At 64.1% G+C, this 22,823-nt stretch carries 16 protein-coding genes and 2 pseudogenes; 8 read left to right on the top strand and 10 right to left on the bottom strand.

Annotated elements, in window-relative coordinates; all coding sequences use genetic code 11:
* Both FS320_RS19980 and FS320_RS48055 read left to right on the top strand, forming a co-directional pair.
* A pseudogene (locus FS320_RS19980) lies at positions 1–126 on the top strand (NADP-dependent isocitrate dehydrogenase); the annotation flags it as partial.
* A 1,053-nt stretch (positions 127–1,179) separates the two neighbouring features.
* On the top strand, positions 1,180–1,416 hold the full coding sequence (locus FS320_RS48055) for a hypothetical protein (RefSeq protein WP_244627244.1): 237 nt from the start codon (positions 1,180–1,182) through the stop codon (positions 1,414–1,416).
* A gap of 25 nt (positions 1,417–1,441) precedes the next feature.
* Here the strand turns inward: FS320_RS48055 and FS320_RS19965 are convergent, their stop codons facing one another.
* Positions 1,442–2,371: a YegS/Rv2252/BmrU family lipid kinase gene (locus FS320_RS19965; protein ID WP_162003112.1), complete on the bottom strand. Its 930-nt coding sequence runs from the start codon at positions 2,369–2,371 to the stop codon at positions 1,442–1,444.
* 168 nt (positions 2,372–2,539) lie between these two features.
* Here FS320_RS19965 and FS320_RS19960 point away from each other — a divergent pair, with 168 nt between their 5' ends.
* Positions 2,540–2,980, top strand: a complete 441-nt coding sequence (locus tag FS320_RS19960; protein ID WP_244627243.1) for a GFA family protein — start codon at positions 2,540–2,542, stop codon at positions 2,978–2,980.
* Positions 2,981–3,202: 222 nt separating this feature from the next.
* On the opposite strand, the gene alaS is transcribed toward FS320_RS19960, so the two are convergent.
* The 3 genes from alaS to cckA form a co-directional block, all read right to left on the bottom strand.
* Positions 3,203–5,851: an alanine--tRNA ligase gene (gene alaS, locus FS320_RS19955; RefSeq protein ID WP_152713643.1), complete on the bottom strand. Its 2,649-nt coding sequence runs from the start codon at positions 5,849–5,851 to the stop codon at positions 3,203–3,205.
* A 302-nt stretch (positions 5,852–6,153) separates the two neighbouring features.
* Positions 6,154–7,248: a recombinase RecA gene (gene recA / locus FS320_RS19950; protein ID WP_152713641.1), complete on the bottom strand. Its 1,095-nt coding sequence runs from the start codon at positions 7,246–7,248 to the stop codon at positions 6,154–6,156.
* Positions 7,249–7,420: 172 nt separating this feature from the next.
* Positions 7,421–9,952: a cell cycle histidine kinase CckA gene (cckA, locus tag FS320_RS19945; protein ID WP_152713639.1), complete on the bottom strand. Its 2,532-nt coding sequence runs from the start codon at positions 9,950–9,952 to the stop codon at positions 7,421–7,423.
* Between the two features lie 389 nt (positions 9,953–10,341).
* Here cckA and FS320_RS19940 point away from each other — a divergent pair, with 389 nt between their 5' ends.
* Positions 10,342–11,616: a hypothetical protein gene (locus FS320_RS19940; RefSeq protein WP_338105417.1), complete on the top strand. Its 1,275-nt coding sequence runs from the start codon at positions 10,342–10,344 to the stop codon at positions 11,614–11,616.
* Positions 11,617–11,694: 78 nt separating this feature from the next.
* On the opposite strand, the gene dksA is transcribed toward FS320_RS19940, so the two are convergent.
* From dksA to FS320_RS19920, 4 genes are all read right to left on the bottom strand, one after another.
* Positions 11,695–12,114, bottom strand: a complete 420-nt coding sequence (dksA, locus tag FS320_RS19935) for an RNA polymerase-binding protein DksA (protein ID WP_152713637.1) — start codon at positions 12,112–12,114, stop codon at positions 11,695–11,697.
* A 151-nt stretch (positions 12,115–12,265) separates the two neighbouring features.
* Entirely contained in the window at positions 12,266–13,252 is a 987-nt protein-coding gene (locus tag FS320_RS19930) for a YcjF family protein (protein ID WP_152713635.1), read from the bottom strand.
* Positions 13,249–14,697, bottom strand: coding sequence for a YcjX family protein (locus FS320_RS19925; protein WP_162003111.1), 1,449 nt, complete (start codon positions 14,695–14,697; stop codon positions 13,249–13,251). Before FS320_RS19925 ends, FS320_RS19930 begins: the two co-directional genes overlap by 4 nt.
* 69 nt (positions 14,698–14,766) lie before the next feature.
* Positions 14,767–15,840, bottom strand: a complete 1,074-nt coding sequence (locus tag FS320_RS19920; protein ID WP_152713633.1) for a hypothetical protein — start codon at positions 15,838–15,840, stop codon at positions 14,767–14,769.
* A 164-nt stretch (positions 15,841–16,004) separates the two neighbouring features.
* Here FS320_RS19920 and FS320_RS19915 point away from each other — a divergent pair, with 164 nt between their 5' ends.
* Positions 16,005–16,529, top strand: coding sequence for a GNAT family N-acetyltransferase (locus tag FS320_RS19915; RefSeq protein WP_152713631.1), 525 nt, complete (start codon positions 16,005–16,007; stop codon positions 16,527–16,529).
* 240 nt (positions 16,530–16,769) lie between these two features.
* Here FS320_RS19915 and FS320_RS19910 read toward each other — a convergent pair whose 3' ends face one another.
* The gene (locus FS320_RS19910; protein ID WP_152713629.1) at positions 16,770–17,294 is read right to left on the bottom strand and encodes a SixA phosphatase family protein; all 525 of its coding nucleotides are present in this window, start codon (positions 17,292–17,294) and stop codon (positions 16,770–16,772) included.
* The gene (locus tag FS320_RS19905; RefSeq protein ID WP_152713627.1) at positions 17,294–18,163 is read right to left on the bottom strand and encodes an AAA family ATPase; all 870 of its coding nucleotides are present in this window, start codon (positions 18,161–18,163) and stop codon (positions 17,294–17,296) included. Before FS320_RS19905 ends, FS320_RS19910 begins: the two co-directional genes overlap by 1 nt.
* Positions 18,164–18,306: 143 nt before the next feature.
* Between FS320_RS19905 and FS320_RS19900 the strand changes: the two genes are divergently transcribed.
* From FS320_RS19900 to FS320_RS19890, 3 genes and pseudogenes are all read left to right on the top strand, one after another.
* Positions 18,307–19,593, top strand: coding sequence for a cystathionine gamma-synthase family protein (locus FS320_RS19900; protein ID WP_152713626.1), 1,287 nt, complete (start codon positions 18,307–18,309; stop codon positions 19,591–19,593).
* Positions 19,594–19,751: 158 nt separating this feature from the next.
* Positions 19,752–21,599: a cation:proton antiporter domain-containing protein gene (locus FS320_RS19895; RefSeq protein ID WP_152713624.1), complete on the top strand. Its 1,848-nt coding sequence runs from the start codon at positions 19,752–19,754 to the stop codon at positions 21,597–21,599.
* Between the two features lie 63 nt (positions 21,600–21,662).
* A pseudogene (locus FS320_RS19890) lies at positions 21,663–22,697 on the top strand (vWA domain-containing protein); the annotation flags it as partial.
* Between the last annotated feature and the right edge of the window lie 126 nt (positions 22,698–22,823).

Genomic DNA, 22,823 nt, shown 5'->3' with positions numbered 1-22,823 from the left:
ACGGTCGAGGCCGGCTTCATGACCAAGGACCTGGCACTCCTGGTCGGCGCCGAGCAGAAGTGGCTCTCCACCACCGGATTCCTCGACAAAATCGACGAAAACCTCAAAAAAGAAATGGCGGCGTAAACGGCCTCATCATCGCACGAAGGAAAGAACAGAGCCCGGCCCCGCGCCGGGCTTTTGCTATTCAGGCGCACTCATCGAAGCTTGACAATGTTCATATTTTGTTCTAACGATACATCCATGAATGATGTAGGAGAAGTAAATTAGGATGCTTCGATCCGCTGGTTCACTGAGTGACTTGCTGACGGCCCGTCATGCGTTTGCGGTTGCCCAGTTGGAGCCGCGGCGGCTTCTCATCGCAAGGGCGCGCAAGCAGTACAACCCGAACCAGCCCAGGGTCCCTGCCGGCGATCCCGAGGGCAGACGATGGACGGGCGGAGGTAGCAGCGGGGTTGGGCCACGGTCGGAATACGCGCAGCTCAGACCGCGCCGACTTCCGGGCGGCTACCGCATCATTGCTGACCGAGCATATGAGGCTACGCCTGCTCAAGAAGAACGCTTGGATATCACGGCTGCTCAGGCCCGTGCGCTGGTTCGCGAGGTGCAGCGGCAGGATCCGACCTGGAAGCCTAGGCCCAGCCTCTATGAGAGTATTGAGGGACAGATCCTAGCCAACCAGTCGGAAGCGCAGCAAGCGACTGCGCGTTTGCGAGAGCTTGGTGTCGGAGAAGTCAGGGCGCAATCTCTCAATGAAGTGCTTCTGCCTAGAGGATCGCTTATCGGAACTCGTGACGGAAGGGCTTCAATTGGCACTCGTACAGTTAGCCAGTCAGAATTCAGAGACTTACTCGATGTTCTAAGCTTAGGAGCGCAGCCAATTCCCGTACCGCCAGGTTATCGCAGGTTATGGTACCAAAGACCGGACGGTTCCGTATTCCGTCTTCGAAGAAGCGAGCGGAACGGAATGACTATTGATATCATTCAGACGAGCCACGCTACAATTAACAATGGCGACAAGGTTCATAAGAAATGAATGACGAGCCACGCGAAAAGAGGTCTGGGGAGACGATGAGCGACTACATCGTGCAGGTGGCTAATGAGCTGCCGATTGATGCCGTGGGTATGTAGCAGATCGTGCCGGGAGGACGCAATGGTTTCGATCTCGAAGGGGATGCGTTGACTGATTATGTCCGCCGCTGCGTTGTTGAACTTCTATCGCGTGGCGCAGTGCCGGTTTTTGGCGGCGGTCCTGACGGACCGCACGATTGGATCGTGCAGCGGCAGTATGGCTCGCGGCCCGAAGAGATCGTTGAGAACGTAATCCGCGAATGGCTGGCGAACAGCGCGCAGGACGAGGATCCAGGGGGACTATGGTTTGCCTTGGCTGAGGATGCTTGGGCACCGCCGACCTAATCCTTCCTTGCGAAATCACCCTTTCTCAAGGTGCGATGACCGGCAGCGGACGCTCGCCCACACCGATGTCGAGAGGCAGGCAGCCTTGGCAATCTCCATCCAACTGGAAGGGTTCACCGTCATGGCCAACGATGCTGACCTTTCGGGCCGCCGCCGTCCGATAGCCCGGCATGCGGTCGAGATGTCCTGTCCCCATGCCGATGATGTAGATGAGCGTGCTCAACCGCCCGCCGCGCAGGAAGAGACAGACCTGGAGTTCGGGCGTGCCGATGGCGGCTTGCGGAGCAAGCTGAAACTCGCCGCCGTAGAACCGGCTCTTCGCCACGATGACGGAGCTTGCTTCCACGACCTCCGATCCATCGATCTCGACCCGGTAGCGACGCGGCACCCCGGCCACGAGCTCGCGCAGACCCTGTACGACGTACGCCAGCTTGCCGATCTTTTTCTTCAATCGAAGACTGGTGCGATTGACGATATGCGCATCCATCCCGACACCGCACATGAGCGAGAAGTATCGCCCGTTCGCGCAGCCGACATGAATATCCCGAGTTTGCCCATGGGCCAGGAGGCGCGCCAGGACATCGGCTTGTCTTGGAATTCGCAGGTCCCGCGACAGCACGTTGGTGGTGCCGATGGGGATGATTCCCAACGCCGGCAGCGGTAACTGCTCCCGCGCCATCAATCCGTTGATCGCCTCGTTGATCGTCCCGTCGCCGCCTGCCACCACCGCCACGTCGATATCGGGGCCGCAATCCCGTGCCACGTGCTCGGCATCGCCAGCGCTTGCCGTTTCCCGCAGCCTGAACTGAGCCCCTTGCTTCTCGATTTCGCTCAAAACGGCCGCGAGATGCCGACGCTCTGTCCGTCCAGCCGTCGGGTTATGGATCACGAGCAGCCGGCGCGCCGGTGAAAGGTGGTTTTCGGAAGCTGCAGCAGAACCATCCGCCCGGGTCACTTTGGCGGTTCCGAAGGTGTTGATGAACCGTCGAAATACTGCATCATTTCCATAAACTGCCAGTTCCAGCCCAGCCGATTCGGCGGATCACGTTGATACCGGAGTCATTGGATCCAGCTGATCGATCAAGTCAGAGGACATACCATGACCAACGCCAGGAAGTCAGTCATGACCGGTGGCTGCCAGTGCGGCACGGTCCGCTACGCGCTGATGTCCGAGCCGACCCATGCCAGCATCTGCCATTGCCGCATGTGCCAGAAGGCCTTCGGCAATTACTTCGCGCCGCTCACGGGCGTGCCGCGAAAGGATCTGGTCTGGACGACGGGGAAGCCGGGCATCTTCAAGAGTTCGGAGGCTGTGGAGCGTGGTTTCTGCCGGGATTGCGGTACGCCTTTGACCTTTGGTTACGTCGATCGGGATCGCATCACCGTCTCGATCGGCAGCCTCGACGATCCGGGCCGGATCACGCCCGAGATCCAGTATGGGATCGAGAGCAAGATCCCGGTGTTCGAAATGCTGCATACCCTGCCCGGCGAACGGACGGAGGATGGCGCCTCTCCGGATGAGATGAAGCGCATGACCTCGCGCCAGCATCCGGATCACGATTGAGGCGTGAGTCTCCCGCTGTCATCCCGCGGCCGCGAAAGCGGGGCCCGGGAACCATTGACGCCGACAGGGCAGGACGACGCGCGACGCCGCTCGCCAATCCTTGAAACGGTATGGTCAGGGATCCCCGCCTGCGCGGGGATGACAGTGTCGCGTTTCAAGCGCCGGGTCCTGAGCGAGATCCCGGGTCGGCTTTCGCCCCCGGGATCGTTTTCAGTTCACCGATCAGGCTGCCGCCAGAGCCGCTTCGATGGCGGCGAGCGCGGCTTCCGCCTGCCCCCCATCGGGGCCGCCGGCCTGGGCCATGTCGCGGCGTCCGCCGCCGCCCTTGCCGCCGAGCTTTTCCGAGCCGACGCGCACGAGGGCGACCGCATCGACTTTCGCCGTCAGGTCCTCGGTGACGCCGACGACGATCCCCGCCTTGCCGTCCTCGGCGACGCCGACAATGGCGACGACGCCGGAGCCGAGGCGCTTCTTGCCCTCGTCGGCGAGGCTCTTGAGATCCTTCATCTCGACGCCGGTGACCGCGCGGGCCATGAGCTTGATACCGGCGACGTCCTTGACCGGATCGCCCTCGCCTCCACCGCCGCCCATGGCAAGCTTGCGGCGCGCTTCGGCCAGATCGCGCTCCAGCTTGCGGCGCTCTTCCAAAAGGGCCGTGAGGCGTGAGGAGACCTCATCCACCGGAGTCTTGAGAATGTTCGCGACCTCGCGCAGTTTGCGGCTCTCCTCGGCGAGGTAGCGGCGCGCGGCATCGCCCGTCATGGCCTCGACGCGGCGGACGCCTGCCGCAACCGCGTTCTCGCCCACGATGGTGATGACGCCGATATCGCCTGTACGGTTCACATGCGTGCCGCCGCAGAGCTCCACCGAGAACGTCTTGTTGGTCTCGCCCTTGCCCATGGAAACGACGCGAACCTCGTCGCCGTACTTCTCCCCGAACAGCGCGCGGGCGCCGGATTCGATGGCCTCGTCCACCGCCATGAGCTTGGTGATGACCGGCTCGTTCTGGAGCAGCACCTTGTTGGCGATCTCCTCGACTTGGTTGAGTTCCGCATCCTCGATGGGCTTCGGATGGCTGAAGTCGAAGCGCAGGCGGTCGGGTGCCACCAGCGAGCCCTTCTGGGCCACGTGATCGCCGAGCACCTGGCGCAGGGCCTCGTGCAGAAGATGGGTCGCCGAATGGTTGGAGCGCACCGCGAAGCGGCGCTCGTGATCGACGATCAGCTCCAGCGACTGATTGAGCTTCAGGGAGCCGTGCTCCACAGTGACATGGTGCACGAACAGGTCGCCCAGCTTCTTCTCGGTGCCGGTCACGAACACGCGGGCGCCCTCGCCCTGCATCACGCCGGTATCGCCGACCTGACCGCCGGATTCGCCATAGAACGGAGTCTGGTTGAGGACCGCGAGGCCGGTCTCACCGGCCTTGAGCTCCGTCACCTCCTGGCCGTCCTTGAGGAGAGCCAGCACGATGCCTTCGGCGGTTTCGGTGTCGTACCCCAGAAACTCGGTCGCGCCTGCACGTTCCTTGACGGAAAACCACACGGTCTCCGTCGCCGCCTCGCCCGAACCGGACCAGGCCGCGCGCGCCTTCTCGCGCTGGCGCCCCATGGCGGCGTTGAAGGCGTCCGTATCGACGCCGATGCCGCGGGGCTTCAACGCGTCCTGCGTGAGATCGAGCGGGAAGCCATAAGTATCGTAGAGGGTGAAGGCCGTATCGCCGGAGAGGTTCTGTCCCTTCGTCAGCGCTCGGGTCTCCTCGTCGAGGATCGAGAGGCCGCGCTCCAGGGTCTTGCGGAAGCGGGTCTCCTCCAGCTTCAGCGTCTCGGTGATCAGCGCCTCGGCGCGGATCAGCTCCGGATAGGCCTGCCCCATCTCACGCACGAGGGCTGGCACGAGGCGGTACATCAGCGGGTCCTTGGCGCCGAGGAGCTGCGCATGGCGCATGGCGCGGCGCATGATGCGGCGGAGCACGTAGCCGCGGCCCTCGTTTGAGGGCAGCACCCCATCGGCCACGAGGAAGCAGGAGGTCCGCAGGTGATCGGCGATCACCCGGTGCGAGGCCTTGCGGTCGCCCTCGGGCGCCACGCCGGTGGCATGCGCTACGGCCTCGATGAGCGTGCGGAAGAGATCCGTGTCGTAGTTCGAGTGCACGCCCTGCATGATCGCGGCGATGCGCTCCAGGCCCATGCCGGTGTCGATAGAGGGCCTGGGCAGGCCGATGCGGTTGCCGGGCTCGATCTGCTCGTATTGCATGAACACGAGGTTCCAGAACTCGAGAAACCGGTCGCCGTCCTCCTCCGGGCTGCCGGGAGGGCCGCCCCAGAGGCTCTCGCCCTGGTCGATGAAGATCTCCGAGCACGGGCCGCAGGGGCCGGTATCGCCCATCTGCCAGAAGTTGTCCGAGGTCGGGATGCGGATGATCTTGGAATCCGAGAAGCCGGCGATCTTCTTCCACAGGTTCGCGGCCTCGTCGTCGTCGTGATAGACGGTGACGAGGAGCTTGTCCTTCGGAAGGTCGAATTCCTTGGTGATCAGACCCCAGGCAAGCTCGATGGCGCGCTCCTTGAAGTAATCGCCGAACGAGAAGTTGCCGAGCATCTCGAAGAAGGTGTGGTGGCGCGCGGTGTAGCCCACATTGTCGAGATCGTTGTGCTTGCCGCCGGCGCGCACGCATTTCTGCGACGTCGTGGCCGTGCTGTAGGGCCGCTTCTCGACGCCCGTGAAGACGTTCTTGAACTGCACCATGCCGGCATTCGTGAACATCAAGGTCGGGTCGTTGCGCGGCACGAGGGGGCTCGAGGCCACGACCGCATGGCCGTTCTTGGCAAAGTAATCGAGGAAGGCCGACCGGATTTCGTTGACGCCGCTCATGGGTTCTCAAACTTCGGGTAAGGGGCCTAAAGGCCCGTCAAGGTCTTGGTGGTGGCCGGTTTTAGCCGCCCGCGCCCGCGCTGTCGAGGCGGCGTGTCGTCTAATACCTCTCGTCCTCCTGGACCCGGACAGGCGATCCGGGGTTCTGCCGCGCCGCCGGGAGGACAGCGTCCCGGTGAGGAGAACAATGAAAAGACCGCCGCAATCTCTCGCGACGGCCTCTCTTTGCCCTTGAAGGAGAGCAAACCTCTTTCGTGCATGGCCTTATCGAATGACCGGATTCCAATTATCCGGACCATGCATTATTCGGCGGAGCCTTCGTCCAGATCGTCGGCGGTCGGGGTTGCCTGCTCCAAGATACGGTCGGCCAGGAGGCCTGCATTCTGGCGGATGAGACCTTCGATCTTGTCCGCAACCTCGGGGTTGTCGCGTAGGAACTGCTTCGAGTTCTCGCGGCCCTGACCGAGGCGCTGGCTGTCGTAGGAGAACCAGGCGCCGGACTTCTCGACGATGCCGGCCTTGACGCCGAGATCGATGAGTTCGCCCACCTTGGAGACGCCCTCGCCGAACATGATGTCGAATTCGACCTGCTTGAAGGGCGGAGCAACCTTGTTCTTGACGACCTTGACGCGGACCGAGTTTCCGATCGGATCGTCACGATCCTTCAGGGTCGAGACACGGCGAATGTCGAGACGGACGGACGCATAGAACTTCAGAGCGTTGCCGCCCGTGGTGGTCTCCGGCGAGCCATACATGACGCCGATCTTCATGCGGATCTGGTTGATGAAGACCACCATGGTCTTCGATCGGGAGATCGAGCCGGTGAGCTTGCGCAGGGCCTGGCTCATGAGGCGGGCCTGGAGACCCGGCTGCACGTCGCCCATCTCGCCGTCGAGTTCGGCCTTAGGGGTCAGCGCCGCCACCGAGTCGATGACGAGCACGTCGATGGCGCCGGAGCGCACCAGGGTGTCGCAGATCTCGAGTGCCTGCTCGCCCGTGTCGGGCTGAGAGATCAGAAGATCGTCCAGGTTCACACCGAGCTTGCGGGCATAGACCGGATCGAGCGCATGCTCCGCGTCGACGAAGGCGCAGACGCCGCCCTTCTTCTGGGCCTCGGCGATGGTGTGCAGGGCCAGCGTCGTCTTACCCGAGGATTCCGGCCCGTAGATCTCGACGATGCGGCCGCGCGGCAGGCCGCCGACGCCAAGCGCGATATCGAGCCCGAGGGAACCCGTCGAGATGGTTTCGATCTCCACGGGCTGCTGGCCTTTGCCGAGCCGCATGATCGAACCCTTGCCGAAGGCGCGCTCGATCTGGGAGAGCGCCGCGTCGAGAGCTTTCGTTTTTTCTTTATCCATTGATGAGCTTTCCACCAGTCTCAATGAGGACTGTGACATGACTTAACATCCTTATGGCATGGAGGAGGAGTGAATCTCAACGCGGTGTTGAGAGAATATATGTACTCACTTTGTTCCCCCTTACAAGTTCTTTTTTCGTTCTCGTTCGGGAATTCACAGATCTCGTGCAGGTCACGATGCCGCAGGATTAAAATATAGTTAATTCAGAGACTTACTGCCCGATCACCTGCTTCACGGTCTCGACCAGCTGGCGCAGACTGAAGGGCTTGGGCAGGAAGTTGAAATCCTCCCCTTCCGGCAGGTTCTTGCGGAAGGCTTCTTCCGCGTAACCGGAGACGAAGATCACCTTGAGGTCCGGATAGAGCTTGCGCAGTTCGCCGAGCAGGGTCGGGCCATCCATCTCCGGCATGACCACGTCGGAGACCACGAGATCGACGGGAGCACCCCGTTCCTGGATGATCTCCAGCGCCGCAATGCCGGATTCGGCCTCCAGCACCGTATAGCCACGGGCGGAAAGCGCCCGGGCATTGACGGCGCGGACCGGATCCTCGTCCTCCACGAGGAGAATGGTGCCCTGGCCGGTCATGTCGGCCGCGGGCTTCTTGGGCACATCCGCCTTCGTTTCCTCGGGGACCTCCTGAACGTCCGGGATATGGCGCGGCAGGTAGATGCTGAAGGTCGTGCCCTCGCCGGGCTTCGAATTCACGTCGATATAGCCGCCCGATTGCTTGACGATGCCGAAGACGGTGGAAAGGCCCAAGCCCGTGCCCTTGCCCACTTCCTTGGTGGTGAAGAACGGCTCGAAGATCTTTTCCAGAACCTCCGCCGTCATGCCCGAGCCCGTATCGGACACCTCGACCACCACGTAATCGGCCGGCGGCATCGCGCTCACGTTGAGGCGAGCAGCCTCCGTTGCCGAAACATTCGCGGTGCGGATCGCGAGCTTGCCGCCGTTGGGCATGGCATCGCGCGCGTTGACGGCGAGGTTCACCACCACCTGCTCGAACTGGTTCACGTCCGCCTTCACGAACCAGAGGTCGCGGCCATGGCTCAGATCCAGTTCCACGCGCTCGCCGAGCAGGCGCTTCAGAAGCATGGAGAGATCGTAGAGCCGGTCGTTGAGGTTCAGAACCTCCGGCCGCAAAGTCTGACGGCGGGAGAACGCGAGCAGCTGGCGCACCAGGCTCGCAGCCCGGTTCGCGTTCTGCTTGATCTGCATGATGTCCTGAAAGGACGGATCGGTCGGCCGGTGGTTGGCAAGAAGCAGATCGCTGTAGCCGATGATCGCCTGCAGCACGTTGTTGAAGTCGTGCGCGACGCCGCCCGCGAGCTGCCCCACCGCATTCATCTTCTGCGATTGGGCGAGCTGCTCTTCCACCTTACGGAAATCGGTGGTGTCGAGAGCGTAAAGAATCGCCGTCTCGCCTTCCGCTCCCGTGTCCCCGACCGGCGTCACCCAGACGCGGACGGAGCCGCCGTTTTCTCCCGCAGTCTGAAGCTCCAGGGGCGAAATGTCCCCCTTGTTCTCCGCCGCCGCCTTGAGGGCGGCCTCGATGGGCCCGCGCTCGCGGAACGTGTCGAGGATGGATGCCCCGTTGGCACCGCCCTCACCCGTGCGCGCAAGCGTGCCGAACAGCTTGGAGAAGGGTGCATTGGCATGGACGATCCGACCGGCCTGATTGACCGTCGCGATGGCAATGGGAGTGTTGTTGAAGAACCGGGCAAAGCGCACTTCGGCGGCACGCTGTCCCTCGTCGACCTCTCCTCCCGCAGAGCGGTTGAGAACGAGCGTCCGGGAAGCGCCCATCCGGCCGTCCTGCCCGAAAGCGATGCGGTGATAGAGGCGCACCGGGAGGAACTGGCCGTTGCGGCGACGCAGGTCGAGATCGAACGTCTCCGTGCGCACGCTGCCCGGCTCGCCGGAGAACGACACCATCAATGACACCACATCGCGAGGCACGATGTCGGTGAGGCTCAATCCTCCCGAGCCGACCTGGGCGAGATCGTAATCGAGCCACGAGGCGAGGGTCGCATTCAGGTAGATGATCGAGCCCTCGGGATCGACCGACAGGAATCCCGCCGGGGCGTGATCGAGATAGTCTATGGCGTGCTGGAGTTCCTGGAAGACGTTTTCCTGGCGCTCGCGCTCGTGCGTGACCTCACAGATGGTCCAGAGCGCCGCCTGCCGTCCGTTAGGGCGCGGTACCGGGCGCACGCGCACGCGATACCAGCCGAATTCCTGAGCGCCGTTCAACGAGGGCGAAAGGCGGATTTCCTCGGAGCCCGTGCGATGCTCGCGCGTGGCCTGAGCCAAGCGATAGATCGCCTCCGAAACCTCGGGCGCGCCCATGAACAGGCGCTCCACGGGACGCACCTCCCCGCCCTGCAATCCTGCGAAGGAAAGATAGGACTCGTTGGCATAGGTGATGCGCCCGTCATCCTCGATCACCACGAGACCGTCGCCCGATGTATCGGCCATGAGCTTGGTGATATCGTTGCGCGTCGTCTGCCCTGAAAATTGAACGACGCCGATCGCCATGGCGAAAAGGAAGAAGACGCCAGCCATGGCGAAGAAGGCAAGAAGTCCGAGGATCAGAGGCTGAGTCTGCTCCATGCCGAGGAAACGCAGGCTCAAGGTCGCGCCGACCAGGACGCCGGCCAGAAGCAGGACCCATCCGATATGGCCGTGGCGGTCAGAACGGTCGATGGCCGAGCCCTTTGGCGTGTCGCCCTCGTAAGCCATGGAATGTCAACATCCTCAACGGAGGCGGATGTGCCTTACGGCACCGACTGCAACGTTGCAGCCAGCCGCTTGATCTTTGTCGCTCATCTTACATGCTAATTATTGATCGACCTCTAAGGCGGAGCCATGAGCGGATGCAAGGGCTCAACTGGTCAAGTGAAGCCGTTGCAGGACGATTTCGCCATAGGAAATCCCTATTTTCCTTGATGAAGTCGCGAACAGACCCATTTTGGTGCCATCGTTGAGGACCGTTCCTCATCCACATGCCCGTTCGCTGAAGCCAGCATGCGTTAACCATCTGTTAACCTTGCCGCTGGCTTTGACGGCCAATGTGGTACAACCACCACAGAACTGGCCTGTATAGGCCTGCAAACACTTGAGAGTACATCGTGTCATCTCTTTTCGGTATCGAAGCGTCACGAGCAGTCCAATTCGCGATTGCATTCGCGATCATTCTGATCCTGCTCGTGCTCTTCGGTGTAGTCTTCCGCAAGCTGACAGGCGCCCGCCTGATGATGCCGGGCAGCGATCGCGGCCGCGGCAGCCGTCAGCCGCGGCTCGGCATCGTCGACGTCTACGCTCTCGACCGGCAGAGGCAGCTTCTTCTTCTGCGTCGCGACAACGTCGAGCACCTTCTTCTCATCGGTGGCCCCAATGATGTGGTGATCGAGACCAACATCATTCGCGTCGCCGGCGCCCGCATTCCCGCTCCGTCCAACGACACGGGTGTGGAACGCTTCGAGCCGACATTGGATCAGGCTCCCCGTCCCCCGCAGGTCGAGCCCAACGGCCGCCCCTCCATCGAGAGCCAGCTCGCGGCCCAGCTCGGCGCCTTCGTGCGGCGTCCCTCGGACGAGTCCGACATCGATCAGGAACTCGCACCTGTCGCCACGGTGAGCGCCCCAATTCCGGCCTATCCGGAGCCCGTGCTGAAGCCCGACGCCGTTGCCGTCTCGGCCGCCCCCGCCATCCAGGGCCTGCGCGCCGAGGCGAGGACACCCTCCTTCCAGGATACCTCCCGCCAGGATACCTCCCAGAACACTCCACCCGCTCCCGCGCCCGTGGTGGAGCGTCCTGAGCCACGCCCGGCCTTCACGCCTCCGCCGTTCCAGTCCCGGCCGACTCCCGGTCCCCCCGCCCCTCCGGTGCCGCCGGAACCGGTCCGGGCGCCCGAGCCGGCACCGGTGGACAGACCGGTCCCCTCTGAGCGGCCGGCACCCGATGCGGGTCTCCTGTCGGATATGGCAAAGCAGCTCGAAGAGGCACTGAAGCGCCCGGCGATCCCTGTTCCCCCTCCCCCGGTTTCCCCGATGTCTCCGGCACCTGTCGCAGCCCCGGCGGAACCTGAGGATGTCAGGGACGAGGAGGAGATTCTCGGGCTGATTCCGGCCGATGCGGACCATGTCGCCGTTTTTGACAAAGGGCGGGACGAAGAGGATCTCGCAGAGGTACCGGACGCCGCCCCGCCGGCCAAGCCCGCTCCAGCTCCGGAGCCCGTCCGCCCTGTTCCGCCTTCCCCGCCCGTGACGGCCCCGTTGCCGCCTCAGGCCAAGGAAGCGCCTGCGGCAGATCAGAAGCCGACCGACCCGTTCTCGGTCGAGGATATCGAGGCGGAGTTCGCCCGGCTTCTCGGACGTCCGCTCGATCCGAGCAAGAAGGGCTGAGGCGCCTCGGCCATCCTGAGGCGAAAAGAAAAAGGGCTCCGCTTGCGGAGCCCTTTCGATTTGATGGCGGTGAGAGCTTCAGTCGTCCCGGTAGACCCGCTCGTTTCGCTCGTGGCGCTCCTGCGCCTCCAACGAAAGCGTTGCGATGGGACGGGCCTCCAGGCGCTTGAGAGAGATCGGGTCCCCCGTCTCCTCGCAATAGCCGTAGCTGCCGTCCTCGATCCGCGAGAGGGCGGCATCGATCTTGGCAATGAGCTTGCGCTGGCGATCCCTGGCGCGAAGTTCGATGGCGCGATCCGTTTCCGAGGAGGCGCGATCCGCGAGGTCAGGATGATTCTCGTTCTCGCTCTGCAAGGTGGCGAGGGTTTCCTGAGCCTCTTTGAGGATGTCGTGCTTCCAACGGATCAGCTTGCGCCTGAAATACTCCCTCTGCCGTTCATTCATGAAGGGCTCGTCTTCTGTCGGACGATAGCCCTCATCAATCACGATATCTGTCATGTTCAGCCGTTCTTCCCCGATGAACCGTGGCGCCCCTATATAGGCAAGCAGGGTCCGCGACAACGAGATTAAGTGTCATCGATTTGTCTAAGAGACCAAGGTCCCTCTTTTGCACCTTGGAAAGGTTGGGTCAGAACGATTTGCCGCACCTTTACGAGGCGGCCGCCTCGGCCCGGCTGATCAGCTCTCCGGCCACGTCGCCGATCTTGGGCGTCTCCTCGCGGATGAAGGGAAGCGGACGGCAGACGGAGAGCGCCGCGAGGCCGAACCGGGCGGTCATCAGGCCGTTAAGGACCCCCTCCCCGAGCTTGGCCGAGATCCGGGCAGCCAGACCCAAGCCCAGGACCTGCTGCATGAGGCTGTCGCCCACGGCCATCCCTCCCGTCACCGCGAGGTGGTTGAAGGCGGCCTTGGCCAGCCGCAGGAATCCGAACAGGCCCGGCCGGCCGCCATAGATCCGGGCGAGCGTCCGCAGGAGCCTGACCGCCACGAAGATCACGAAGGCCACGTCGACGATGGCCCGGGGGCTCACGGCCGTCACGAGGGAGACCTGCTTCGCCGCACCGGCGATCGCCCGCTTGGCCTGGAGATCGAGGGGCGCCAGCAACTCGCGCTCGGCAATGGCAAGACGGTCGTCCGCATCGATGATCTCCTCGGTCAGGCCGCGCAGGCGAGCGCTGCCCTGGGCCGCCGAGGCCCGGCCGCCGTAAAGGCTCAGGAGATCGGAGACGATGCCCTTAGCGGCCCTGTGGTCCTTGACCGCGAGGGCGTCGATGGCGGCCTCGCGCAGACTTTCGATCTTCTGCTCGCGCCAGATCCCCGCCACCTCGCGACCGATGATGGCGAGAAAAGCCAGCGCGGCCAGGACAGCGAGCCCCAGCGCCACCCAGCCGAGCCAGGGCGCGATGGCATAGAGATCGATGATCAGGTTCTCGACCGCGAGCCCGAGCCCCAGCAGAAGGAGGCCGGACAGGGCGGAGAGCAGGATGCCGAGCCAGGGCGCGCGGCGTTTCTCGCCCATGGGCACCACGATGCCGTCGGCGGCCTCGATGGCGTCGAAGGGCTCATCCGTCACCTGCACGGCGCCGGCCGTGACGTTCGGGTCGTCGAGACGATAGGCGCGAGGTTGGCGGCTCATGCGAAGCGATCCCCCAGCAGGAATTCAAGGGCGCGGTCGAGGCGGATATGGGGCATCTTGGCCGTGCGGCCTGCCGCATCGACCGGCAGTTTCGGCGGGCGGAAGCGCGGGAACCGGAAGGAGCCCGGCGGAATGGCTCCCTGGAACACGCCTTCCGGCGTCTCCGGCAACTCGCCCGGAAAGATCGCCGCCTCCGTCTCGCCGTCGAAGATGTCGTCCCCGACCCGCTCTCCAGCCTCGGGAATGCCTGCCACGGCGCGCAAGGTCTCGCGGCCCTCGCGGATGCTCGTCTCCCGCGTGGCGCGCACGGAGGCGAGCGCCACTGTCCCGACCCTGGCGCCGGCAGCCTCGGTCCGGCGCGAGGCGCGGTTCACGAGAAGGCGCAGGATCGCATCCAGCCGGTCGTGATCCGTATGGTGGATGTGATCGGCCTTGGTGGCCGCGAACAGGACCCGGTCGGCCCGCGGCGAGAACAGGCGGGACAGGAGCGTGTTGCGCCCGATCCGGAAAGCCATGAGCACCTGGTCGAGAGCGTCCTCCAGTTCGGCGAGGGCCACCGGCCCGGCATCGATGGCGGCCAGCACGTCGACGAGCACGATCTGGCGGTCGATGCGCTGGAAATGGTCGCGGAAGAATGGCCGGACCACGTGGGTCTTGTAGGCCTCGAAGCGCCTCTCCATGAGAGCCGCGAAACTGCCCGGAGCAATCGGCCGGCCTTGGGGCAAATCGAGCGGCGTGAAGGTGAGCGCGGGCGAGCCCGCGAGATCGCCCGGCATGAGAAAGCGGCCCGGGGGCGTGGTCGCAACGGCTTCGGAGCCTGCGCGCAGGGCGGTGAGATAATCCTTGAAGGCTTCGCTCGCTTTCGATGCGAGCATCTCGTCGGAAGACCCTGCGGGATCAAGGGATTTCAGAGTCTCGTGCCAGGGTCCTGCCGTGGCCGCCCGGTCGCGCTTGCGGCTCGCCTCGATGGTCTGGCGGGACCATTCCGCGTAACCGGCATCGAGCAGCGCGAGGTCGAGCAGCCATTCGCCGGGATAATCCACGATATCGAGGGCCAGCGAGGCCGGCCCCGTGCGCCAGCCGGATTTGCGCTCGTATTCAACATCCACCCGCAACTCGCTGATCCGGTTGGTGGATTGCGGCCAGCGGCGGCTCTCGGTGAGCGCCGCCATGTGCTCCTCGTACGGGAAGCGCGGCACCGCGTCGTCCGGCTGGTGCGCCAGATGCGCCCGCCGGATCCGGCCCTCGGCAGAGGCCCGGAACGCCGGCAGGTTCGTGCCGCGTGTGAGATGATGCACGAGGGCAGTGGTGAACACGGTTTTGCCGGAGCGCGCGAGACCTGTGACGCCAAGGCGGAGGGAGGGCTGGATCAGCTGGCCGGAGGCCTCCCAGAGCGATTGCGCGGCAGAACCCGCGCGGGAGGCGAGATCGGTGATAACGGACACGAAGATGAACCTAATGCTCTCAAGCCAAGCTTGAAGGTGGGGCTTGAAGTCCTAACGTGCAAGTCGGCTTCAACGCTCCACGCGCGGTGGCGACACCTGCGAGAGGTCCGCTTTCCTCTCCTCGTCCTTCACACCTTCCTTCAATCTGGCGGCGGCCCGCTCGATGGCATCCTCCACCAGATCGGGGCTCGCGCGCAGAGCTCCGAGCTCGAAGGACGACATCGCCAGCATCACATGGGTCAGGTTCGGCTGTGGCGTTCCGTCCTCGGCGAACAGCTTGAGGTCGTCGTTCGGGCTTAGGCCGAGGCCCTCGACCATCCGGCTCGCATAATTGCGGTGGCGCTGCAGTTCTGACGGACAGGCGGAGGCCACCTGAACCTTCGCGGCGGGCTTGGAGGGCGCCGAAGCGGTCACGATCGGTTCCTTCATGGGTTTGCGACGGGCCACGGCCTGCGGCTGGGATGGCTTCGGTTTCTCGCCCATGCCCTCGGCGATGCTCGGCACCCGGAATTGCGGCGTCCTCGGTGTCATCGGGATCACGATGGAGACCCGCCCCGGCTTACCGCCAGGACCGGCCTTCGCCGTATACCGCACCGCCCCGCCCTTCTTCCTGCGGGAGGCGAGATACTGCGCCCGGACGGTGCCGCCGATGCCTCTCACCGCCAGCATCGCCATGCCGCCGATCCCCGTCGCGACATTGCATTCGGCCGGCGCCCAGCGGCGGACGATATCCAGGGCGGACTTGCGGTTGAACTCGAGATAATACCGCCGCAGCAGGGTGGCGGCCGCATCGGCCCCGTGCTCGGCGGAAGCGAAGCCCACATGGCCCTCGCCGTCGGTCGCGAGTTCGCCGTTCCAGCGAGCGCTCTTGATGCACCAGTAATTGTTGAGCTTCACGCAGCGGGTCACGAACGGGCGCTCGGCCTTGAACAGAGCTGCCATCGCGACGACTGGCTTCGGCTCCAGGGCATCCATGGCCTCCCGGCGCCAGTTGCTGACCTCGCGGCTTTCCGGCTCGTAACGGGCCTGCAGGGCCTTGGCTTCCTGAGCGGGCTGCGGTGGAGCTTCACCGGCCTCGTGAGCATCGCCCGGCAGGAGCGCGCGCACCGCGAGGGCGACCATCAAAATCGTCTGAGGCATCATGTTGGAGATCAGCCCCCGCTTCGGCCGACAACAATGGAAAAGCTTTCAGGCAGAACGATGGTAGGGCCGATAGGTTCAGTCTCAATGCCGGATACGCCGGCGCTCTTTCACGATTCGAAGTCTTTTGCTTTGATCGCTCGCACGCACCCGACCCGCAGGAACTCATGTCCGCCACCATACAGATCCGACCTCTGCAGCCGTCGGACGCGCAGGCCTATCAGGCCCTGAGGCTGGAGGCGCTGAGAACCAGCCCGGAAGCCTTCGGTTCCAGCTACGAGGAAGAGGCGCCGCTTGCGCTCGAGACGATCAGGGCCCGCATGCCCTCAACCGACCCGAATGCGATCTTCGGCGCCTTCGCAGGCAAGGATCTCGTCGGCGTGGCGGGCTTCGCCGTCTATGAGCGGTTGAAGGCTCGCCACAAGGGTGTGATGTGGGGCGTCTTCGTGAAGCCGGAATGGCGGAAGCAGCGCGTCGGGAAAGCTCTGGTCCAGCATGTGATCGACCATGCCTCCCGGCATGTGATCATGCTCGAGGCGGCCGTGGGCCTCGCGAACGCGAGCGCGCGGCGCACCTATCACGGTCTCGGCTTCAAGCCTTACGGCATCGAGCGCAAGGCGATCAGGGTCGGCGACATCTTCCATGACGAGGAGTTGCTGTATCTGGATCTTCCGCAGCCGCGAGACGCCTAGAGCATCGTGCGGGCGCCAGTGGGCCGCGCGATGCTCTCGAAGAAGATCGTAACCTCTCCCCGTCATGGCCGGCCTTGTGCCGGCCATCCCGATGCTGAATGGCGCCGCGCTCTACAGGGTCGGGATCACCGGCACAAGGCCGGTGATGACAGGGAGGGACGGCCATCGAGGACCGTGCTCGTCTCGGAACGAACCGAAATCCGCGCCTGCAGAAAACCGGCCCCTTGGCCGAAAAACGCTCTAATCGTCCTCGCCATTCCCGAGCGACTTCGGCGTCACGAAGCGTTCGAGCCGGCCCGACTTGTGAGCGACATCGGCCCAGTCCTCCAGGGAAAAATCGATCACGGCGAGACCGGCGGTCGGATATTTCTGGCCGAGCCGCAGGATCCCCTCCATGTCGCCCTCGCCGATGAGGAGCTTTGCGAGTTCCTCGAAGCCGGGATTGTGGCCGATCACCAGGAGTGTGCGGGTCTCAGGCTCGACCCCGCGCAGAACCTCCAGGAGCCGGCCGACGGGCGCCTCGTAAATCCGCCCGTCCCGGCGCGTCTCGATCTCGCCGAGGAAAGGCTGGACCCGTTCCCAGGTCTCCTGCGTCCGCCGCGCGGGCGAGATGACGACGAGATCGGGCTCAAGCCGCTCGCTCTTCAGGTAATCGCCCATCACGAGGGCCGCTTCCTGTCCCCGCTTGGCGAGGGGACGGTCGAGGTCCAGAGTGCCTGAGGGCCAGGCAGCCTTGGCGTGGCGCAGCAGAAGAAGACGAAGCATCAGCGCCCTTCCCGTCTAGCGATGAAGGCCAGCTTCTCGAAGAGGCTCACGTCCTGCTCGTTCTTCAACAGCGCCCCATGGAGCGGCGGGATGAGCTTGCGCGTGTCGCGCTCGCGCAAGTTTTCGGGGCCGATATCCTCCGAGAGCAGGAGCTTGAGCCAGTCGAGCAGCTCCGAGGTGGACGGCTTCTTGCGCAAACCGGGTACGTCGCGCACGTCGAAGAAGATCTTGAGCGCCTCCTCCACGAGCCGGTGCTTGATGCCGGGATAATGCACCTCGACGATCCGGGCCATGGTGTCGGCGTCGGGGAACTTGATGTAGTGGAAGAAGCAGCGGCGCAGGAATGCGTCCGGCAGTTCCTTCTCGTTGTTGGACGTGATGATGACGATGGGGCGCTGGGCCGCCTTCACCGTCTCGCCGGTCTCGTAGACGAAGAACTCCATGCGGTCGAGTTCGAGCAGCAGGTCGTTGGGGAACTCGATGTCGGCCTTGTCGATCTCGTCGATCAGCAGCACGGGCCGGGTCTTGTAGGCAAAGGCCTCCCACAGCTTACCGCGCTTGATGTAATGGCCGATGTCCGACACGCGGCTGTCGCCGAGCTGGCTGTCGCGCAGGCGCGAGACCGCATCGTATTCATATAGCCCCTGCTGGGCCTTGGTGGTCGACTTGATGTGCCAGGTCAGCAGCGGGGCGTTCAAGGAACGGGCGATCTCCTCGGCCAGGACGGACTTGCCCGTGCCGGGCTCGCCCTTCACCAGGAGCGGACGCTCGAGGGTGATCGCGGCATTGACCGCCACCGTCAGGTCCTCGGTCGCCACATAGGTTTCAGTTCCGGCAAACGCGCCATTCCCACCATTCCTCGATTTCATCCAGACCCTAGCGCATCGCGCGGAAAAATGGACCCGGTTTTCCCCACTGGGCCTTACGCCCGGCAAGAAAACCCGCCCCCGCCTTTCGGTAATCGCCTTCATAGGATAAGCCCATGACAAACAAACCGGGAGGACAATGACCTATGGCTTACAACCGCTACCACAAGGACCGAATCGGCAATCACAAGCTGAAGCCTGAAACTCTCATGCTGGGCTACGGCTACGACCCGACCCTGTCGGAGGGTGCGGTGAAGCCTCCGGTCTTCCTGACCTCGACCTTCGTGTTCAACAGCGCCGAGCACGGCAAGGAATTCTTCGACTACGTGGCCGGCCGCCGAGAACCGCCTCAGGGCGAGACGGCGGGTCTCGTCTATTCCCGCTTCAACCACCCCAATTCCGAGATCGTCGAGGACCGGCTCGCCATCTTCGAGGAGGCGGAGGCAGGGCTCCTCTTCTCCTCGGGCATGTCGGCCATCGCGACGACGATCCTGGCCTTCGCCCGGCCCGGTGACGTGATTCTCCACTCGCAGCCCCTCTACGGCGGTACCGAGACCCTGATCGCCAAGACGCTGGCCAACATGAACATCGGCGCGGTCGGCTTCGGCGACGGTGTGGACGAAGCCGGCATCCGGGCGGCGGCGAAAGAGGCTCAAGGTAAGGGCCGCGTCTCGGTCATCATGGTCGAGACGCCCTCGAACCCGCTCAACACCCTGGTGGACATCGCTCTCATGCGGACCATAGCGGACGAGATCGGCGAGGCGCAGGGGCACCGCCCGGTGATCGTCTGTGACAACACCCTTCTCGGCCCCCTTTTCCAGAAGCCGCTCAAGGACGGGGCGGACGTCTCGGTCTATTCGCTGACGAAGTATGTGGGCGGCCACTCGGACCTGATCGCCGGCGCGGCGCTGGGTTCCAAGGAGCTGATGAAGACGGTGCGCCTGCTGCGCTCGGCCATCGGCACTCAGCTCGACCCTCATTCCTGCTGGATGCTCGGACGCTCGCTCGAGACTCTGGCCCTGCGCATGAGCGCGGCGAACCGCAATGCGGAGATCGTGGCGCAGTTCCTGCACGAGCATCCGAGCATCGTGAAGGTGCACCACCTCGCCTATCTGCCGGAAGGCTCCCGGGCGAAGGAGGTTTACGAGGCTCAGTCCGACGCCCCCGGTTCCACCTTCTCTTTCGACGTGAAGGGCGGAGAACCGGAAGCCTTCCGCGTGCTCAACGCGCTTCAGGTCTTCAAGCTGGCGGTGAGCCTGGGCGGCACGGAATCCCTTATCTCGCACCCGGCTTCCACCACCCATTCCGGCGTGCCCAAGGCCACCCGCGATCGCCTCGGCGTCTCCGACGCGACGATCCGCGTCTCCATCGGCATCGAGCATCCGGACGACCTGGTGGCCGATCTGGCCCAGGCCTTGGCGACGTTGGATTAGGCGGCGAGGTGTCATTCCCGGCCCTACGGGCTGCCGGGAATGACATCTGCACCCGTCCCATGCGCTCATGTCGCGCCCACCATTCCCCCGTGAGCAGCATTAACCCCTTGCGCACCAGTTGCACCTAGAAGGACAATACCTCTGACCGGAAGGAAGCAATGGCCGCTGCGATAGACCTGCACGCCTATCAGGAACCCATTCTTTTTCTGGCAACGGCAGGCATCGTCGTCCCCCTGTTCCACCGGCTCAAGATCAGCCCGGTGCTGGGGTTTCTGGCCGCAGGCGCGTTGCTGGGACCCTATGGCCTTGGGCGTCTCATCCCGAACTATCCCTGGGTCGACTGGCTGACCTTCACCAATCCGGAGGGAACGTCCCGGCTGGCCGAGTTCGGCGTGGTCTTCCTTCTGTTCACCATCGGCATCGAGCTGTCCTGGCAGCGTCTTCGCACCCTGCGGCGGCTAGTCTTCGGGTTCGGCTCGCTTCAGGTCCTTCTGGGAGCCCTCGTCCTCGGCCTGGCGTTCTACGCCTTCAAGACCGTCGAAACGATCACGGCGGCGACCGTGGTCGGTCTGGCGCTGGCCCTGTCGTCGACGGCCATCGTGATTCCGGTCCTGGCGGAGCAGAAGCGTCTCAATACGGCGGCCGGGCGCGCCAGCTTCTCGGCCCTGCTGTTCCAGGATCTCCTCGTGGCGCCGATCCTGTTCACCATCGCGGTGCTCGACACGAGCAAGCCCGACGTGACGCTGTCGTCCTTCGCCGTCCTGCTCCTGCAGGCGGGCATTGCGCTGGTCCTGATCATCGGCCTCGGCCGCATCATCCTGCGGCCCTTCTTTCAACTCGTCTCGACGACGAAAAGCCCCGAGCTCTTCATGGCGGCGTGCCTGCTCGTCGTGATGGTGACCAGCCTGATCGCGGCCGTCAGCGGCCTTTCGATGGCGCTCGGCGCCTTCATCGCCGGCATCCTCCTGTCCGAGACCGAATACCGCCGCGCGGTCGATGTGACGATCCAGCCCTTCAAGGGACTGCTTCTCGGGGTATTCTTCGTATCGGTCGGCATGAGCCTCGACCTGTTCCGCTTTCTCGAAGCGCCGCTGCTGATCCTTTCGCTCGCGGCCACGGTCGTGATCATCAAGGGCATGACCATCGTGGCTCTCGGACGCCATTTCGGCCTCAACACGGCGGAGGCGACGGAGACCGGGCTTCTCCTGGGGCCCAGTGGCGAGTTCGCCCTCGTGATCCTGGGCGCGGCGATGATCGCCGGCCTCGTGCCGAGCGGCATCGGTCAGAACCTCCTCCTCGTGACGACCCTCACCATGGTCGCGATCCCCCTCCTGGCCCGTCTGGGGCAGCGCCTAAGCCGCAAGCTCGAGGTTCGCAAGCCGCTCGATCCCCTCGCCACCATCGCCCCGCCCAGCGACGAGGTCGGACGGGTCATCATCGCCGGGTATGGACGGGTCGGGCAGCTCGTCGGCGAGATGCTCGACCGCCACAAGGTGCCCTATCTCGCGATCGACCTGGACCCTGCACGCGTTGCGGCGGAGCGGCGGGCCGGCAAGCCGGTCTATTACGGCGACGGATCCTATCCCGAGTTCCTGCGAGCCTGCGGCATCGACCGGGCGGTGGCGCTGGTCATCACCCTCGACACCCTAAGTTCCATCGAGGCGGTCGTGTCCGCCGCGCGGCAGGAATGCACCGAGATCACCATCGTGGCCCGCGCCCGCGACGCTCGCCACGCCACCCAGCTCTACGAACTCGGCGTGGATGACGCCGTCCCGGAAACCATCGAGGCATCGCTTCAGCTGAGCGAGGCCGTTCTCAGCGACATCGGCGTCCCGATGGGGCTGGTGATCGCCTCGATCCATGAACGGCGCGACGAGTTCCGGGAAATCCTCAAGAAGAGCAACCCGAACCGTGATCCGGATCGAGCCGTGTTTCAGGCACGCCGACGTGTCGGCAAGGCACACTCCCCCGCGATGACCGAGCAGGCAACACAGGTGGACTCATGACGTTCGAGGCCTGAACCCGGCTCTCCCTATTGACCTTCTCAGCCGTTGCCGGACACTGGCCCGATGTTCCTGACCTTCTTCACAGAGCTGCGCGCAGCCAAGGTGCCGGTCTCCTTCCGGGAATACCTGTCCCTGCTGGAGGCGCTCGCTCAGGATCTGGCCGATAAGAGCGTCGAGGAATTCTACTATCTGTCCCGCACCTGCCTGGTAAAGGACGAGCGGCATTTCGATCGATTCGACCAGGTCTTCGCCCATGTGTTCAAGGGCATCGAGAGCATGGGCCACGCGGTCGGCGAGGCCGGCATTCGGGAGGAATGGCTACGCAAGCTCGCCGAGCGCTACCTCACGGACGAGGAGAGGAACCAGATCGAGGCCATGGGCTGGGAGAAGCTCTGGGAAAACCTGAAGGAGCGCCTCAAGGAGCAGAAGGGCCGCCACCAGGGCGGCAACAAATGGATCGGCACCGCCGGCACCTCGCCCTACGGCGCCTATGGCTACAACCCGGAAGGCATCCGCATCGGTCAGGACAAGAATCGCAACTTCCGCGCCGTGAAGGTGTGGGACAAGCGCGAGTTCAAGGATTTCGACGACAGCGTCGAACTCGGCGTGCGCAACATGCGCATAGCCCTGCGCCGCCTGCGCCGTTTCGCCCGCTCCGGCTCGGCGGAAGAACTCGACTTGGACGAGACGATCCACGAGACCGCCCACAAGGGCTATCTCGACGTGCGCCTGCGGCCCGAGCGCCGCAACGCCGTGAAGGTGCTGCTCTTCCTCGATGTCGGCGGCTCCATGGACTGGCACATCGAGATCGCCGAGGAGCTGTTCTCGGCCGCCCGTCTCGAATTCAAGCATTTCGAGCACTTCTACTTCCATAACTGCGTCTACGAGAATCTGTGGAAGCAGAACCGCCGCCGCTTCGACGAGGTGATCCCGACCCTGGACGTGATCCGCACCTACCCGTCCGACTACCGGGTCGTGTTCGTGGGCGATGCCTCCATGAGTCCCTACGAGATCACCACACCGGGCGGTTCGGTGGAGCACTGGAACGAGGAACCCGGCCAGGCTTGGCTGCGGCGCATTCTCGACCATTTCCCTAATACTACTGTGTCATAAACTCACGAGGCGAGCTATAGTCGGGAGATCCATCATGCGGAGGCGTGTGATGAACCTTCCTATCCCATCAGAGACGCGCGAGGCGCGGTTTGCCGCCTATGTTGATGCCCT

The sequence above is a fragment of the Microvirga tunisiensis genome (assembly GCF_009296175.1).
In the GTDB taxonomy this organism is placed as follows: domain Bacteria; phylum Pseudomonadota; class Alphaproteobacteria; order Rhizobiales; family Beijerinckiaceae; genus Microvirga; species Microvirga tunisiensis.
The sequence above is the reverse complement of the archived record's forward strand: the minus strand, read 5'-3'. Positions and strand labels throughout refer to the sequence as shown.